We start from the raw sequence: 15,608 nt of genomic DNA on the forward strand, positions 1-15,608 counted from the left end.
GTCGATACCACGACGCTTGCCACCGTTGATATCACCAGTGTTGCGGACGCGAACAACGTGATTCAACGGGTCGACGCGGCGCTGACCTCGGTCAGCAGCTTCCGCAGCACGCTTGGTGCGATCCAGAACCGCTTCGAGTCAACCATCGTCAACCTGCAAACGGTGTCGGAGAATTTGTCTGCTTCACGCAGTCGTATTCTCGATGCCGACTTTGCCGCTGAAACTGCGAAACTGACAAAAGCTCAGATTTTGCAGCAGGCCGGCATAGCCGTGTTGGCGCAGGCAAACGCAGTACCGCAGGCGGTACTGGGATTGCTGCAGTAAGGCAGATCGGACAGCCCGGGGGTAACCCCGGGCTGATCCGGGTGTAGAGCAGGAGGACTTTCAACATGTCCAGCCAGATAACCTTGGTTGCCAATGAGCCGGTTCGCGCAGCTACCGCGCGTGCCTCCGGTGGTGACACAGCGGTGAATCGTGCTGATGGACAACAAGTCGCGGAGAATATAATCCGCACCGCCAGTACCACACCCGAGCCTGTCGAAAGACAGGCGCCTGAGCTCAAAGCAGCAGTCGACTCCGTACGCAAGTTTGTCAACGGCATGCAGCGTGATCTGCAGTTTACTGTCGATGAGGACAGCGGACGCACCATTATCACCGTCATTGACAGTGAAAATGGTCGTGTCGTACGGCAGATTCCGTCGGAGGAAGTGCTGCAGATCGCTGACACCCTGGCCAGGGGTGGCAGCGTCAACCTGATAGACAGCCGGGCCTGAGGGCCCGGCTCCTTTTTTTACTTTGTCGGGTAGCTAACCTATGCCATCTGTCACTTCGCCCGGAATCGGTTCGGGTCTCGATATCCAGTCGCTGGTCAGCCAGTTGGTGGCGTTCGAGGGGCAGAATGCAGCCGATCGGCTGTCACGACGCGAGGCCGGATTCCAGGCGACGCTGAGTGGGCTTGGTACCTTTCGTGCGGCACTCGATTCATTCCGCTCCGCGCTGGAGCCGCTCAAGGACGTTGACAAGTTCAGCGCCCGCACCGCCAGCAGCAGTAACGAGGACCTGTTTACTGTTTCCGCGGATGGCACTGCCGATCCGGGTGAATACTCGATCGAAGTTGTCAGCCTGGCGCAGTCACACAAGCTCAGCTCAGCGGCATTTGCCAGTTCCGATGACCCGATCGGTACCGGGACGCTGACGATTTCCCTGGACACTACTTCATTCGATGTTGAAATTCTCGATCTCGGTGAGAGTTCGCTGCGCAATATCCGTGATGCAATCAACGCCGAAGAAAAAGATGTAATAGCCAGCATCGTCAATGCACAGGATGGTGCCCACCTGGTGCTGAGCAGCACAAAAACCGGTGCCGACAACGAAATTACCGTACAGGTAAGCGGTGGTGATGGCGGCCTTACGCCGTTTATCTACGATCCGGCCGGTGGAACTACCAACCTGAGCGAGAGCCAGGCTGCGGCGGACGCAGAAATTCTGATCGACTCATTCTCGCACCTCAGTGCCACGAATATCGTATCCGCGGCGATCGACGGGTTGACGATAGAGTTGGAAAGCGCTGATCCCGGAACCCCGGCCACCCTGTCGGTTGGCCTGGATCTCGATCAGACACGCGTATTAATCGAAGACTTTGTCGATGCGTACAACTCGCTGGTACGTTCGACGGGCGACCTGACCCGTTACGACCCGGAAACGAAGACCGCCGGGCTGTTGCAGGGCAACTCGATCGTCACTTCGCTGACCGACCGCATGTCGCGGGAGTTCAATCGCACCGTCGATGGCTACCTGCGGTCGTTGCGCGATATCAATCTCAGCGTCGCGCTGGACGGTACTATCGAGATTGATGCCAATCCGCTGGGATTGACAACCGACAAGCCAACGCTTGATGAAGTGCTGGCCGAGAATTTTAATGACGTCAGCAACCTGTTTGCCGACGGCGAGAACGGCTTTGCGGTGCGTTTCGATGTGCTGATGGACGAATACCTGCAGGCCGACGGCCTGATCGATTCACGGGTTGACGGGCTCAACGACAGCATCGGGCGTATTAACGATCAACGCGAGCGGCTCGACCAGCACCTGATTGCAGTCGAAGAGCGTTATCGCATCCAGTTTCAGTCACTGGATTCGCTGATCGCCAGCCTGAACAACACCAGCGGGTTTCTCGGCGCCCAGCTGGCCAACCTGCCCAGCCCGGCAGCACTGCTGGGCAAGGGCTGATCAACAAGGATTTGAGGACCAAGTAATGATGAACAACGATGTCAGTCAGTACCAGCAGGTCAGCGCCCACGGCGGCGTGGCAGCCTCGGATCCGCACCAGCTCATCCTGTTGCTGATGAATGGTGCGCTCGACGCAATTGCGGTGGCCAAAGGGCACCTGCGGCGTGGCGAAGTGGCCGGGAAGGGCGCAAATATCAGCCGCGCCATTTCCATTATCGACGGTCTGCGTGGTTCGCTCGATCATGAAATCGGTGGTGACCTGGTTGCTAATCTCGACGAGCTGTACGTGTACATGGGCCAGCGTCTGCTGCAGGCCAATCTCAGGGACAACGCCGACTGGCTGGACGAAGTATCCGGCCTGTTACGCGAAATCAAGGAAGCGTGGGAGCAGATCCCGCCGGAAGCACGCAAGGTCACCCGGGAGGGCCTGGACGCCGAGCCGGCAGCCGCAGCCGAAGAGGTAGCGGCAGCCAGTATCGAACAGGTCGCCGTCTGATTGAGCGAGGGCAATAGTTTGAATGTCGGAAGCGAACGCGCAGAGCAACTGGAAGAAATATTCCGGCTGTGCACCGACATCGAGGGCGCTGTGCGCAACGCCGACTGGGATGCAGCAGGGACGCTGCTCTCACGTCGGCATCATTTACTGGAACTCGCGTTCGCTGATACCCCGACCACCGCAGACGAGGTCCGGCAGCTGCACGAAGTTGCCGAGCAGGTTATGACTTTTGACCGCCAGCTGATGCCGGTGGCAGAAAAGGCGCGGGGCGAGGCCGCAGCCGAGCTTAAAAACCTGCGTCGCGGTCGCGCTGCCGCAGATGCCTACCAGCAGAATTCCCGCTGACGCGCTACGCGCGCCGGCCGCCGCTACCACGCGCGCGACCGGACCTGCCGCAGCCGCCGTGCTGCGCACACCCGCAGTCAGCAATGCCTGGCAGCTTGGTACGCTGCTCGATGCAATAGCGCTCAGTGACAGTGTCGACGGGCGAGTGCGGCTGCAGATCGGCGCCCGTGTTGTTGACGCTCAGACTTCGCTGCCGTTACGCAGCGGCCAGACGCTGCGGCTCGAAGTCGCCGAGACCGGCCGCACCGTTGTGCTGCGAAATGTAGCCGAGCAAAACACAGCCGAAACCATAAAAGCGGGCATGCGCCAGTCGCTGCCACGGCAGCTGCCGCAGACCCGGGTGCTCGAGGCTGCGATGCAATTGGCAAAGCCCGACGTGCGCCTGCCGCCGCAGCTCAATGCTGTGGTGACGAAGCTGATTGAAACTGTACAGACTGCTGCGACACTGACCCGGCCGGAAGGCCTGCGCGCGGCGGTGCGCGAGTCCGGCACTTTCCTGGAAAGCCGCCTGGCTGCCGCGGCAGGCGAACCGGTCAGCCGTGCACACGTGGCGGGCAACGACTGGAAGGCCGGTCTGCTGCGCTTCCGAGACCAGCTGGCGCAACTGCAGCAGCGACTTGCCGCAGGCGGTAACACGCGCCCGGCGGCAGCAAACACCTTGCCGCGGGTTACGAGTGCAGCGCACCCGGCACCGGCAGTCGTAGTCACCCATTCGGCACCGGTGCAGCAATCAACCGCTGCCGTAATGCTGGTCGTACAGACCAGAGCGCCGTTGCCGGCAGTGCCGGTTACCGTGCAGAGTCTGGTTACTGTGCAGAGTCCGGCCGCAAACCTGCAGCACGCAGCGCCGCCCATGCGTCATGCGCTGCCGCAGCCGCAGCCGGTGAACCAGCAGCCTGCCGCCATGCCCGGCGAACCGCTGTTACTGCTGGGCGACCTGATAAACAAGAGTGACGGCGCGCTGGCACGGGTGCGTCTGAACCAGCTCGCGTCGATTACTCCCGATACCTCGCCGCGACACGTCTGGCTGCTGGAGCTGCCGGTACAGCATCCCGATGGCCGTGCCGAAATAGTGCCGCTGCGGATCGAACGGGATGACGAGAGCGGCGGTTTGCAGCAGCAGGCGGCGTGGACAGTCGACCTCGCTTTTGACCTGGGTCGTCGTGGCGCATTGCGCGCACGGGTCGCGTTGCGGGCCGGCAAGGTCTCGGCATCATTCTGGGCCGACGCCGATGACACCCGCGCCGAGGTCAGCGGCAGGCTTGGCCAGCTCGAAGATGCACTGAAGAAAAAAGAGCTCGATGTCGGCAGCCTGACCTGCGGGGGTAGCCAGCCCATTGATCCGGCACCGCCGGAAAGCGGATTGCTGGAGGCAAAGGCATGAGCGAAGACACGCCACAGGTTGCCGTCGCGCTGAGCTATCCCGGCAAGGGTGCGCCACGCGTGGCCGCGAAGGGCCGCGGTGACGTGGCCGAGCGCATAGTCGAGCTGGCACGCGAAAACGATATTCCTTTGTGGCAGGACGCGGCGCTCGCCGGCGTGTTGTCAAAAGTCGATCTCGGTGACGAGATACCCGAAGCGCTTTACAAAGCTGTGGCTGAAGTCATCGCTTTTGCGTGGCGCCTGCGTCCTGATACAAACAAGATCTAGACCAATGCGTTAGAATCCCGCAATGACTGAGAATGCGGGCTGGTGGGACGAACTGAAACGGCGCAACGTGGTGCGGGTTGGTATTGCCTACGCCGTGATGGGGTGGATTGCCGCACAGGCCGCGCAGATACTGTTCGAGGTTTTCGAGGCGCCAGCCTGGGTTGCCAAGGTCGTTGTTTCGCTGATCGTCCTTGGGTTTCCTTTCGCGATTTTTTTCGCCTGGGCCTTCGAGCTGACGCCGCAGGGTCTGAAGCGCACTTACGAGGTCGATGCAGACGAATCGATCACTCACAACACCGGACGCAAGGTGGATTTTGTCATTATCGTTGCGCTTGCGGTTGCGGTAATTTTTCTAGGTTGGGACAAGCTCAGTAATCGCAACCAGCCGGCGGCAACCGCCGCAACGGCTCAAATCACGGACGGTGCCCCGGTATTGCCTGCGGGTGGTGGCGGCAAGGACCCTGCATCAATTGCAGTGTTGCCCTTCGTTAACATGAGCGCCGATCCGGAGCAGGAATTTTTTTCTGACGGCATCTCTGAGGAATTGCTCAATCTGCTGGCACGAATACCAAACCTGAAGGTTGCGGCGCGGACTTCATCGTTTGCCTTCAAGGGGCGTAACGAGAATATCAGCGCGATCGCCGACACCCTGAAAGTTGCAAAGGTGCTCGAGGGCAGCGTGCGCAAGGCCGGAACAAAGTTGCGTATCACCGCGCAGCTGATCGAAGCCGACACTGGCTATCACCTCTGGTCCGATACTTTCGATCGCGAACTCGACGACGTGTTTGCAATCCAGGATGAAATCGCTGCAGCGATCGTTACTGCGCTGGAGCAGACGCTGGGGCTCCGCGGAGCGGCGCCGGCGACGGCGCGAACTTCCAATCTCGAAGCCTACAACGCCTATCTCGAGGGCCGGCAGCTGATGGAGCAGCGTGGCCAGGGCCCGCTGGAGGCGGCGCAGGTCATGCTGGAGAAGGCCGTCGCGCTGGATCCGGAATTTGCGCCGGCCTATTCATCGCTGGCCGAAGCGGTGTTGTTGTTGCCCGGTTACAGGGGTGCATTTTCGAACCGTGAAGCGATCGAGCGGGCACAACCGCTGGTCGAGCGGGCGCTGGAGCTGGCGCCGGACTCCGCTGACTCGCTTGTGGCACAGGCGTTCCTGCTGGAACAGGACCAGCGTCCGGAAGAGGCAATTGCAGTCTATGATCAGGTGCTCGAGCTAAATCCAAATATGGTGCGGGCACTGATGTGGCGGGCCAGCACCCTCGGCGAAGTTGGGCGTTACGAAGAGCAGCTCGAGAGTCTGCGCAGGGCCGTAATGCTCGATCCGCTGGGTTATGTGCCGGTGCAGAACACCGCGGTGCAGCTCCAGGTCCGGGGAGAATTCGATGAGGCGGTCGCAACGATAGAGAAGCTGGTGCGCGTGCGACCGTCAGTTACCAGCTACGCCGGCCTTGCCAGCATACTCTCGGCCCAGGGCAAGAAAGACCGTGCACATGAGATATGGCTAAAGGCGCGCGATATCGCGCCCGATAACCAGGGCATCATTTTGGGCCTCAAGTGGATTTATAGCGACCTGGACATGCTTGAGCAGTTCCGGCAGCTGGAGTCAGCGAGCCCACTGGACGAAGTCTGGCTGGTGATGCTGGAGCGGCGCTGGCCCGAGGCCGCGCAAATCATGGAACAGCTCGTTGCGAACGAACCACCGGGCGTGCCGAGCCTCGTGCGCAACATTGCTGCGAATTCACAGCTGTTCGCCGGGAATCCGCAACGGGCACTGGAGCATTTTCAGCCTGTCGTCAATAGTACAACCGGGACTGTCGGGCCGCTGTTCGCTACTGAAGCCGATCCCCTGGTTACGAGCGTGATTGCAGCGCGGCGTCTCGCCGGGGACGGAAAAGGGGCACAGGAGCTCATTGGCCTGCTGCGTTCCTATCACGACGAGACTGTAGCAGCAGGACATGCCGATCCCGAGACGCTGCTTCGCGAAGCCCAGTTGCTGACACTCGAAGGTCAGACTGAAGCGTCGATGGCGCGACTGCGCGAGGTGGTCGATATGGGCTGGACCGGCGGTGACCTTCTCCTGTACTGGTCATTCATGCCGCTGCACAACGACCCGGAATTTCAACAGATACACGCCGACTGGGAGCGCGAGCGTGAACGCCAGCGCCAGGCAATACGCGAACAGCTTGGACTGTCGTCGTCGGGCCGCTCCCGTCAGATCTTGTAGATTGTCAAGACAACATTCATTCGACAGTGCGCCAGGCGCTCGGCGGGTGTAACCTAGGGTGATCAAACCGCAGAGCTGTCAAATTAGCCCAGTACCATGGCCAAAGCGCACATCGTCGACACAAAGGATCAGGCCCGGGTCCCGTTTCTGCGCGGCATACTTACCCGTTCGCTGCGTGATGCGGGCCTGACTTTCGAAGAAGCCTACGATATTGCCTCGGTGATGCGCGACCGGCTCGGCGATGCCGAGATCAGCAGCGACCAACTGCGCATTCAGGTTGCCGAGCTGCTGCGCAAGCGCTACGACACCAGCGTTGTCGAGCGCTACCTGGCCCGGCGCAAGCGCGCACCGGCCACCATCCTGGTAGAGAGCGGTGATGGCCTGGTTACGCCATTTTCCCGCGGGCGGCACATGCAGTTCCTTGAAGCCAGTGGCCTGACTGTGCGCCAGGCCGAACCGGTGACCGCGCGAGTGTACGAACACCTGCTGCGTAAAGGCGTCACCAAGATTCCAACCTGCCGGCTGAGTCATCTTACTTACCTGGCCCTGAAAAAAAGCCTCGGCAACAAGGCGGCAAAGCGTTACCTGGTGTGGTTTCAATTTGCCCATAGCGGTCAGCCACTGCTGATCCTGATCGGCGGCACCGTCGGCTGCGGCAAAAGCACGCTGGCAACGGCGCTGGCGCACAAGCTTGACGTCGTGCGCATCCAGTCAACCGACATGCTGCGCGAGGTGATGCGCATGATGGTGCCGGAGCGCATGCTGCCGGTGCTGCACACCTCGTCGTTCAACGCCTGGCGCAAGCTGCCGTTTGCCGATGTGCGGCAGGCGGACCCGGAAGTTCTTATCGCGGACGGCTACCAGAGCCAGGCCGAGTTGCTGGCGGTAGCAGGGGAAGCGGTACTAAATCGTGCCCGCAAGGAGCGCGTCGCCCTGATCCTCGAAGGCGTGCACATCCAGCCGGCATTTGCCGAGAGCCTGCGCGATGTCGACGATGCCATCATCGTGCCGCTGGTACTTGCCGTGCTGAAGCAGAAGGAGCTGCGCAAGCGCATCAAGGGGCGTGGCACGCAGGCACCGCGGCGCCGCGCGCGGCGTTACCTGCGGGAATTCGATTCGATCTGGCGGCTGCAGTCATTCCTGCTGTCCGAGGCTGATCGCTGCGATGTGCCCATCGTGAGCAATATAGATAAGGAGAAGGCTACTCACGAAGTGGTACGGGTGGTCATTGACCGGCTGACCGGGGTTTTTCACGGCAAGCCGCGACAGGTATTCGGCATCATCCCGGGGCACAACCTGCCCGAGACCATGCCGGGCCCGGCACGCAGCGCGGCGTCCGCCTGAAGGCCGCCCTTATAATTCGTTGAAAAACCTGATATTTCAGCGATCTGACGTTGTCACGTTGCGGTAACAATCCCTCAGTACCATAGGCGCGCCGTTCGGGGCCCGGTCCGGGTCCCCGGCTTCTTGACAGCTTCTCGGGGGAGACCGAAATGTCCGATCGACGCGTTCCTTTGCGTGCCAGCATGGTGCTGGCAGCTGCCGTGCTGCTGGCTGCCTGCGGTGGAGGCGAACGCCGCCAGGTGATCCAGAACAAGGGTTCCGACACGCTGGTCAACGTTGCCCAGGCGTGGGCGGAAGAGTACCAGACGGTCGATCAGTCGGTTGTTGTTGCCGTATCCGGCGGCGGCTCAGGTACCGGCATTGCCGCGCTGATCAATGGCACCGTCGATCTTGCCAACGCCAGTCGGGCAATGAAACAGAAAGAAATCGACCTGGCGAAGTCATCGGGTCAGAATCCAATCCAGCATATCGTTGGCTACGATGCGTTGGCCGTTTTCGTGCATCAAGATAACCCGATTGGCCCCATGTCGCTGGCGCTGCTGGCCGAGATCTACGGTGACGGCAGCACAATTTCCAAGTGGACGGATCTGGGCATCGAGGTGCCGGGCTGCCAGGGCCAGGAAATGGTGCTGGTGAGCCGGCAGAACAACTCCGGTACTTACTCGTACTTTCGCAGTGCGGTACTGGGCAAAGAGCGTGAGTTCCGTCTTGGCACCCGCGACATGCACGGATCCAAGGACGTCGTTGACCTGGTAGAGAAAACACCCTGCGCGATTGGCTACAGCGGCCTGGCCTACGCGACCGATCACATCAAGATGGCCTGTATTTCGAGTGCTGAAGGTGCGCCGTGTGTCGAACCGACGGTTGCCAGTGCCAGCGACCGCAGCTACCCGATTGCCCGGCCGCTGTTCATGTACACCAATGGCGAGCCGGCCGGTCACATCAAGGCCTACCTGGACTGGATCCTGTCCGATACCGGGCAATGCATCATCCTGGAGAAAGGCTACGCACCGGCGCGTGGTGTAAGCTGCGGCGGTTGATTCCCCGGTGAACCCAGTCTGGAGGTAGTAAGCATGAGCCACTACGAAGAACGGCTCGCAAATGACCTGGAGCATATTAATGCCAGCGTTCGCGCTATGGCGGGCCTGGTGGAGCGCGCTCTGAAAGACGCGATGCATGCGCTGCTGGACGGCGATGCGCAGCTGGCCAACCTGACGGTGTTGCGTGATAACCGAATTAACCGTGCCTCGCGCGAACTCGATCGGCTGTGTCATGCATTTATTGCCCGGCATTTGCCCGGGGCAGGGCACCTGCGGCTGATCTCGGCCGTGATACGCCTCAACGTCGCGCTGGAACGCATCGGTGATTACGCCGTGACGATTTCGCGCGAATCCCTGCAGCTGTCTTCGCCGCCGGCCGGGCACCTGGCACGCGAGCTGGACCGGGTGGCTGACGAATCCCGCCGCATCCTGCACCAGGCCATCGAGGTGTTCGACTCCAGAAATGCTGATGCCGCGGCCGCCACGATTCCGATGAGCGAGAACATCGAGAACATGATGGACGATGTTTACGCGGAGCTGATTGGCACTGAAAGCAGCCGTAGCCCGCGCGAGATCGTCGCGGCGTTTGTCGTGTTCAGCCTGCTCAAGCGAATTTCCGATCAGGGTAAGAACATCTGTGAGCAGACCCTGTTTGCAGTCACCGGTCATACAAAGAAAACGAAGACGTTCAACATCTTGTTTGTTGACGGCGACGACTGCGAACGCAGCCTGATGGCGCAGGGTATCGGCCGCAAGAGCTACCCTGAGGCAGCCAGCTATTCCAGTGCCGCCCGCGAGCCGCGTGCTGAGATGGCTACGGGCCTGGCGGATTTTCTCGATTCCTGCGGCATCGATGCCGGCCAGCTGGTGGTCGGCAGGCTGCGCGCAGGCCAGCACGAGCTGCAGGAGTACGACATCATTGTCAGCCTCAGCGGACCGGTGTCGAGTCACATCGAGGAAATTCCTTTTCACACCTCTGCTATCGAGTGGCCGGTTGGATCGGACTTGACCGGATCGGGCGGTTACGAAGATCTATACCGCTATCTCAAGCAGCAGATCGATGAACTAATCGACGTGCTCGCAGGCGAAGGTTGAGCGGCAGAAATTCCCGATGAGTCGATCCAAAGCCACCGATTTCGATCGCCGGAACCTCGACTGGTATATCGACCGCCTGTTGCAGGCCGTTGTCTTCCTCGGTGGTATTTCGGCGATCATCTTCATCGTCGGTATTTTTGTCTTCGTAACGCGCGAGGGTCTCGGCTTTCTCACCACTGATTTCGACGCCGGCGAATTCCTGCTGTCGCCCCTGTGGCGCCCGACATCTGAAACAAATCCGACCTACGGCATCCTGGCGCTGATTGCCGGTACGGCCAGCGTTACCGGGCTGGCGATGCTCGTCGCGGTGCCGTTTTCGCTCGGCGCGGCGATATTCATCGCCGAGTTTGCCACCGGGCGGACGCGTGAGATTCTGAAGATCCTGGTCGAAATGCTTGCCGCCATACCGTCGGTCGTGTGGGGTTTTATCGGACTGTCCATAATGAACCCCCTGATCATTGAGTGGTTCAACGTGCCGGTCGGTCTCAACGTGCTCAACGCCGGGGTGATCCTGGGGTTGATGGCGGCACCGATCATGACGTCTATTGCCGAAGACGCCCTGAAAGCAGTGCCGGACCGTTACCGCGAGGCGGCTGAAGCCATGGGAGCAACCCGCTGGCAGGTCATCAGCCGGGTTGTGCTGCCGGCCGCAAAGAACGGCCTGCTCGGCGCGGTGCTGCTGGGTGTCGGGCGCGGCTTTGGTGAGACCATGGCCGTACTGATGGCGACCGGCCACTCGGTGAATATTCCCGGCAGTATTTTCGATTCTGTTCGTGCACTTACGGCGACTATAGCGGCTGAGCTGGGCGAAACGGCTGTCGGCTCGCCGCATTACCAGGCGTTGTTCACCATCGGGATCTTCCTGTTCGTAATAACTTTCATCATCAACCTGACCGCGGATCTGATCGTCCGCGGAATCCGGAATAAGTAGTCATGATGTTTGCCGCCTCCAGTCAGAACGACAAGGATCGCCGTACCCAGCGGCTTTACTTCATGCTGTTCGGAGTGATGACGCTGCTGCTGATCCTGCCGGTGCTGATCATACTCACGACACTGGTGGTAAAGGGCGGGCCGGCATTGTCGATCGATTTCCTGTTCACCAACCCGACCAACGGCATGACGGCCGGCGGCATCTTCCCGGCACTGCTGGGTACGATCTGGCTGGTGCTGGTCGCGTTGCTGTTCTCGGTGCCGCTGGGCGTGGCTGCGGCCATCTACCTCAGCGAGTACGCACCGGCAAACGTGTTCACGCGCATCATCAACCTCGCCATCATAAACCTGGCCGGTGTGCCGTCGATTGTGCATGCGTTGTTCGGCGTCGGCGCCTTCGTTATTTTCTTCCGCTTTGGCACCAGCATCCTGGCAGCCAGCCTGACCCTGGGCATCATGACGCTGCCGGTCGTTATTGTTGCCACCCGCGAGTCGCTGCAGGCCGTACCACACGCGTTTCGTGAAGCGTGCTGGAACATGGGCGCAACCCGCTGGCAGACGATTCGCCGCGTGGTACTGCCAAATGCCATCACCGGTATCCTGACCGGCGTGATTCTCGAGGTGTCGCGCACATCCGGTGAGACGGCACCGATCATGTTTACCGGCGCGGCGTTTTTCCTGCCGTTCCTGCCGCAGGGCGTGCTCGACCAGACGATGGCGCTGTCGCTGCACCTGTTTGTCGTATCAACGCAGGTGCCTGACATGCCCGAGCAACTGCCGTTCGGCGTGGCGCTGGTGCTGATCGGCATTGTGCTGATCATGAACAGTATTTCTATCGCGTTTCGCATGTACCTGCGGGGCAAAAAGAAGTGGTAAGCACGAGCGGCACCCTCGGCGCGGACACGGCAAAGATCTCGGTACGCGATCTGCAGATCAGCTATGGCGATCTGGCTGCCCTGAGCGGTGTCAACCTCGATATCCGCGAGAACGAGATTTTCGGCGTCATCGGTCCGGCGAATGCAGGTAAAACCTCATTCCTGAAAGCGCTGAACCGCATGGATATGTTTAATACTGAAATGCAGGTCAGCGGGGATATCAGCTTCAGCGGCCGCGACACGCGCAACCTGCGCAATGTCTATGCATTGCGCCGGCGGATCGGTGTGGTATTTCCGCTGCCGGTCGGTCTGCCAATGAACGTTTACGATAATGTGGCGCTTGCACCACGGCTGGGCGGCCAGCGCAACAAAGACGAGCTGGATGTGATCGTCGAACGCTGCCTGCGTCGTGCGGCGCTGTGGGACGAGGTGAAGGATCGTCTGGATACTCTTGGCAGCATGCTGTCCGGCGGGCAGCAGCAGCGCCTGACTATTGCGCGTGCCCTGTCACAGGAGCCGGAAGTGCTGATGCTGGACGAGTTTTCCATCGCGGTGGACCCGGTTACCACCATGCGCATCGAGGATGTGCTTAAGGAGCTGCGCGACGAGATGACTATTATCCTCGTGACAAATTTGGTGCAGCAGGCGCGGCGCCTCGCCGACCGGACGGCTTTCTTCCTGGAGGGCCGCTGCGTCGAGATCGGCGACACCGAGAACCTGTTCACCGGCGCGGTACAGGACCAGCGCACCCGCGACTATGTGGAGGGGCGTTTTGGCTGATCCGGCAAGGCAGGCAGGCAGCGCGGGCGACTTGGCAATCCGCACCCGGGATCTCAATCTCTGGTACGGCACTTTCCAGGCGCTTTTCGATATCAATCTCGACGTGCGTCACGGGATTATTACGTCACTGATCGGTCCCTCGGGTTGCGGCAAGTCAACATTCCTGCGCAGCGTCAATCGCATCAACGAGCGACTGGATTACGTGCGCATCAGCGGCTCGATCGATGTGATGGGCGAGAATATTTTTGCCCCTGGTGTCGAGCTGCTGCAGGTTCGCAAGCAGGTTGGCATGGTGTTCCAGCGTCCCAATCCGCTGCCCCTGTCAATTCGCGACAATGTTCTGTTCGGCCATCGCCTGCACGAGGCGCGTGGCAAGGGGGCAAGAGCCAATGCGGATGATGTGGTCGAGAAGGCGCTGCGCGAAGTCCTGTTGTGGGACAAGGTAAAGGACCGGCTCAATAATCGCGCCATCGATCTGTCGCTGGAAGAGCAGCAGAAGCTCTGCATCGCCCGGCTGCTGCCGGTCAAGCCGCGGGTACTGCTAATGGACGAGCCGTGCTCGGCGCTCGATCCGAAAGGCACCGAGGCAGTCGAGGAGCTGATCTGGGAGCTGCGCGGTGAATACACGATTCTCATCGTCACGCACAATATGGCCCAGGCCCGCCGTGCCAGCGAGGAATGCGTGTTCATGCTGATGGGCAAGGTGGTCGAGCATACCGCCACAGACACCATGTTCGTGACGCCGCAGCACAAGGAAACGGCTGACTACATCGAAGGCCGCTACGGCTGACAGCTCGCCGGCGGCGTTCGCCAGCCGGTGTCAGTAATCTCCCTGATTTGTGACCATGGGAATCCGCGGTACCCTGACCGGATATCTACGTGGGGGCGGGTTTTATGGATTCAGGTACGCTACAGCTGGGCGCGATCATCATGGGGTTGGTCGGCGGGCTTTCGATCTTTCTCTACGGCATGGAGTTGCTCACCGACTCCCTGAAAAAGGTAGCCGGCGAGCGCATGAAGACGCTGCTGGCGCGGATTACGACCAACCGGTTCAAGGGTGTTTTCGCCGGTGCATTCACTACGGCGGTTATCCAGTCTTCCTCTGTGACCACGGTGCTGGCGGTGGGTTTTGTATCAGCCGGGCTGATGAATCTGCGCCAGTCTATCGGCATCATTATGGGAGCCGAGATCGGTACCACGATCACCGCGCAGATCATCGCCTTCAAGATTACCAAGTTTGCGCTGCTGGCCGTTTCGATCGGCTTCCTGCTGAACTTCTTTTTCCGTGAAGACCGCATAAAGCGCTATGGCCTGATGGTGCTGGGTTTTGGCCTGGTGTTTTTTGGCATGAACATGATGGGCGAGGCTACCTACCCGCTGCGTGATTACGAGCCCTTTATCAATCTGCTGCGTGACATGGAGAAACCGCTGTTCGCGGTGCTGCTCAGCGCCGGCTTTACCGCGCTGATCCAGAGCTCCTCTGCCACCACCGGCGTCATTATCGTGCTGGCCAGCCAGGGGCTCATTACGCTGGAGCAGGGTATTGCGCTGGTATTCGGGGCCAATATTGGCACCTCTGTAACCGCCGTGCTGGCATCGATCGGCAAACCGCGTGAGGCCGTGCGCACCGCGCTGATCCACGTGACGTTCAACGTCCTCGGCGTCACGCTCTGGTTCAACTTCATCGACGAGGTGGCAGCGCTCATCCGCACGGTGTCGCCGGTCGTTGCCGGCCTCGGCGGCATCGAGAAGCTTGCTGCCGAAACGCCGCGGCAGATTGCCAACGCACACACTTTGTTCAACGTCGGCAATACGCTGTTGTTTATCTGGTTTGTGGGCATCTTTGTCTGGATCGTGACCCGGCTGGTGCCGGATAAACCGAAACCGGAGGTCAAAGAGATAAAACCGAAGTATCTCGATCGTGAACTGCTGGAAACGCCGACGCTGGCATTCGATATGGTCCGGCTGGAGCTCGGCCGGCTCGCGCAGCAGGTCCTGCCGATGGTCGAACAGGGTCCCGGCATCGTCATGACGGGCAGCAAGGCACAGCTTGACAAGCTGCGCCAGCAGGATGATGGCGTCGATACGCTGTACGATGCGATCGTCGCGTATATCGGCGAGCTGTCGATACATCCGCTGACGCCGGAGCAGTCCGAGATGCTGCACGATTACATGTCGATTGCCGGAAACCTCGAGAGTATCGGCGACACGCTGGAAACCAACCTTGTACATGCGGGTCACGAACGGATTCGCCACAACGTCACGGTCAGCCCGGAGACCCGGAAAGTCATCGGGGAACTGGCCGAAAAGGTCCACTGGGCCGTTGCCACCTCGGCAAAAGCAGTCATCGACGATGACCGGCATGCAGCTTTCGACGTCATCGAGGCGAAGTCAGACATCAATGAGCTGGTAGAAGAAGCCGAGCATCACCTGGAACAGCGACTCACAGTGGATGCGCCGCAACGGCTGGCGACCTACCGTATGGAAACCGAGCTGATCGAGAATCTGAAACGCGTGTACTATTTTGCCAAGCGTATCGCCAAGGCAAGCGTGGTGGAATCGATGCAGCAGGCGGCCTGAGCGAGCCCGGTCCATTT

The 15,608-nt window shown here is 60.3% G+C and carries 16 protein-coding genes; all 16 read left to right on the forward strand.

Features of this window, described 5'->3' with window-relative positions:
• Positions 1–324: flagellar protein FlaB (locus HKN06_01685; protein ID NNF60022.1), on the forward strand; the 324-nt coding region annotated here is incomplete at its 5' end.
• A gap of 65 nt (positions 325–389) precedes the next feature.
• Positions 390–773 (forward strand): flagellar protein FlaG, encoded by a 384-nt coding sequence (locus HKN06_01690; protein ID NNF60023.1) that lies wholly within the window; start codon positions 390–392, stop codon positions 771–773.
• Between the two features lie 40 nt (positions 774–813).
• A complete protein-coding gene (fliD, locus tag HKN06_01695; protein ID NNF60024.1) occupies positions 814–2,226 on the forward strand; it encodes a flagellar filament capping protein FliD in 1,413 nt (470 codons plus the stop codon).
• 28 nt (positions 2,227–2,254) lie between these two features.
• Positions 2,255–2,722 (forward strand): flagellar export chaperone FliS, encoded by a 468-nt coding sequence (gene fliS, locus HKN06_01700; protein NNF60025.1) that lies wholly within the window; start codon positions 2,255–2,257, stop codon positions 2,720–2,722.
• An 18-nt stretch (positions 2,723–2,740) separates the two neighbouring features.
• A complete protein-coding gene (locus HKN06_01705) occupies positions 2,741–3,067 on the forward strand; it encodes a flagellar protein FliT (protein ID NNF60026.1) in 327 nt (108 codons plus the stop codon).
• A complete protein-coding gene (locus HKN06_01710) occupies positions 3,042–4,451 on the forward strand; it encodes a flagellar hook-length control protein FliK (protein ID NNF60027.1) in 1,410 nt (469 codons plus the stop codon). Before HKN06_01705 ends, HKN06_01710 begins: the two co-directional genes overlap by 26 nt.
• Positions 4,448–4,717, forward strand: a complete 270-nt coding sequence (locus tag HKN06_01715; protein NNF60028.1) for a type III secretion protein — start codon at positions 4,448–4,450, stop codon at positions 4,715–4,717. Before HKN06_01710 ends, HKN06_01715 begins: the two co-directional genes overlap by 4 nt.
• A gap of 22 nt (positions 4,718–4,739) precedes the next feature.
• Complete coding sequence (locus HKN06_01720) at positions 4,740–6,947, forward strand: tetratricopeptide repeat protein (GenBank protein ID NNF60029.1); 2,208 nt, start codon at positions 4,740–4,742, stop codon at positions 6,945–6,947.
• A 96-nt stretch (positions 6,948–7,043) separates the two neighbouring features.
• Positions 7,044–8,291 (forward strand): AAA family ATPase, encoded by a 1,248-nt coding sequence (locus HKN06_01725; GenBank protein NNF60030.1) that lies wholly within the window; start codon positions 7,044–7,046, stop codon positions 8,289–8,291.
• Between the two features lie 182 nt (positions 8,292–8,473).
• Entirely contained in the window at positions 8,474–9,331 is an 858-nt protein-coding gene (locus tag HKN06_01730; GenBank protein ID NNF60031.1) for a PstS family phosphate ABC transporter substrate-binding protein, read from the forward strand.
• Between the two features lie 33 nt (positions 9,332–9,364).
• The gene (gene phoU / locus HKN06_01735) at positions 9,365–10,426 is read left to right on the forward strand and encodes a phosphate signaling complex protein PhoU (GenBank protein NNF60032.1); all 1,062 of its coding nucleotides are present in this window, start codon (positions 9,365–9,367) and stop codon (positions 10,424–10,426) included.
• A 16-nt stretch (positions 10,427–10,442) separates the two neighbouring features.
• Positions 10,443–11,357 (forward strand): phosphate ABC transporter permease subunit PstC, encoded by a 915-nt coding sequence (gene pstC / locus HKN06_01740; protein NNF60033.1) that lies wholly within the window; start codon positions 10,443–10,445, stop codon positions 11,355–11,357.
• Between the two features lie 5 nt (positions 11,358–11,362).
• Entirely contained in the window at positions 11,363–12,232 is an 870-nt protein-coding gene (pstA, locus tag HKN06_01745) for a phosphate ABC transporter permease PstA (protein NNF60034.1), read from the forward strand.
• On the forward strand, positions 12,226–13,011 hold the full coding sequence (locus HKN06_01750; protein NNF60035.1) for a phosphate ABC transporter ATP-binding protein: 786 nt from the start codon (positions 12,226–12,228) through the stop codon (positions 13,009–13,011). The genes pstA and HKN06_01750 overlap by 7 nt, the downstream gene beginning before the upstream one ends.
• Complete coding sequence (locus tag HKN06_01755; protein NNF60036.1) at positions 12,989–13,801, forward strand: phosphate ABC transporter ATP-binding protein; 813 nt, start codon at positions 12,989–12,991, stop codon at positions 13,799–13,801. Before HKN06_01750 ends, HKN06_01755 begins: the two co-directional genes overlap by 23 nt.
• A gap of 104 nt (positions 13,802–13,905) precedes the next feature.
• A complete protein-coding gene (locus HKN06_01760) occupies positions 13,906–15,591 on the forward strand; it encodes a Na/Pi cotransporter family protein (protein NNF60037.1) in 1,686 nt (561 codons plus the stop codon).
• Positions 15,592–15,608: the final 17 nt, after the last annotated feature.

The sequence above is a fragment of the Gammaproteobacteria bacterium genome (assembly GCA_013003425.1).
Lineage (GTDB): Bacteria > Pseudomonadota > Gammaproteobacteria > Steroidobacterales > JABDKV01 > JABDJB01.

What these genes read in the sequence shown, in the direction of transcription:
- HKN06_01715 (NNF60028.1), top strand. Translation starts at nt 4,448, where the DNA reads ATGAGCGAAGACACGCCACAGGTTGCCGTCGCGCTGAGCTATCCCGGC.
- phoU (NNF60032.1), top strand. Translation starts at nt 9,365, where the DNA reads ATGAGCCACTACGAAGAACGGCTCGCAAATGACCTGGAGCATATTAAT.
- HKN06_01730 (NNF60031.1), top strand. Translation starts at nt 8,474, where the DNA reads ATGGTGCTGGCAGCTGCCGTGCTGCTGGCTGCCTGCGGTGGAGGCGAA.
- HKN06_01755 (NNF60036.1), top strand. Translation starts at nt 12,989, where the DNA reads ATGTGGAGGGGCGTTTTGGCTGATCCGGCAAGGCAGGCAGGCAGCGCG.
- pstA (NNF60034.1), top strand. Translation starts at nt 11,363, where the DNA reads ATGTTTGCCGCCTCCAGTCAGAACGACAAGGATCGCCGTACCCAGCGG.
- HKN06_01725 (NNF60030.1), top strand. Translation starts at nt 7,044, where the DNA reads ATGGCCAAAGCGCACATCGTCGACACAAAGGATCAGGCCCGGGTCCCG.
- HKN06_01690 (NNF60023.1), top strand. Translation starts at nt 390, where the DNA reads ATGTCCAGCCAGATAACCTTGGTTGCCAATGAGCCGGTTCGCGCAGCT.
- HKN06_01710 (NNF60027.1), top strand. Translation starts at nt 3,042, where the DNA reads ATGCCTACCAGCAGAATTCCCGCTGACGCGCTACGCGCGCCGGCCGCC.
- pstC (NNF60033.1), top strand. Translation starts at nt 10,443, where the DNA reads ATGAGTCGATCCAAAGCCACCGATTTCGATCGCCGGAACCTCGACTGG.
- HKN06_01720 (NNF60029.1), top strand. Translation starts at nt 4,740, where the DNA reads ATGACTGAGAATGCGGGCTGGTGGGACGAACTGAAACGGCGCAACGTG.
- fliD (NNF60024.1), top strand. Translation starts at nt 814, where the DNA reads ATGCCATCTGTCACTTCGCCCGGAATCGGTTCGGGTCTCGATATCCAG.
- HKN06_01760 (NNF60037.1), top strand. Translation starts at nt 13,906, where the DNA reads ATGGATTCAGGTACGCTACAGCTGGGCGCGATCATCATGGGGTTGGTC.
- fliS (NNF60025.1), top strand. Translation starts at nt 2,255, where the DNA reads ATGAACAACGATGTCAGTCAGTACCAGCAGGTCAGCGCCCACGGCGGC.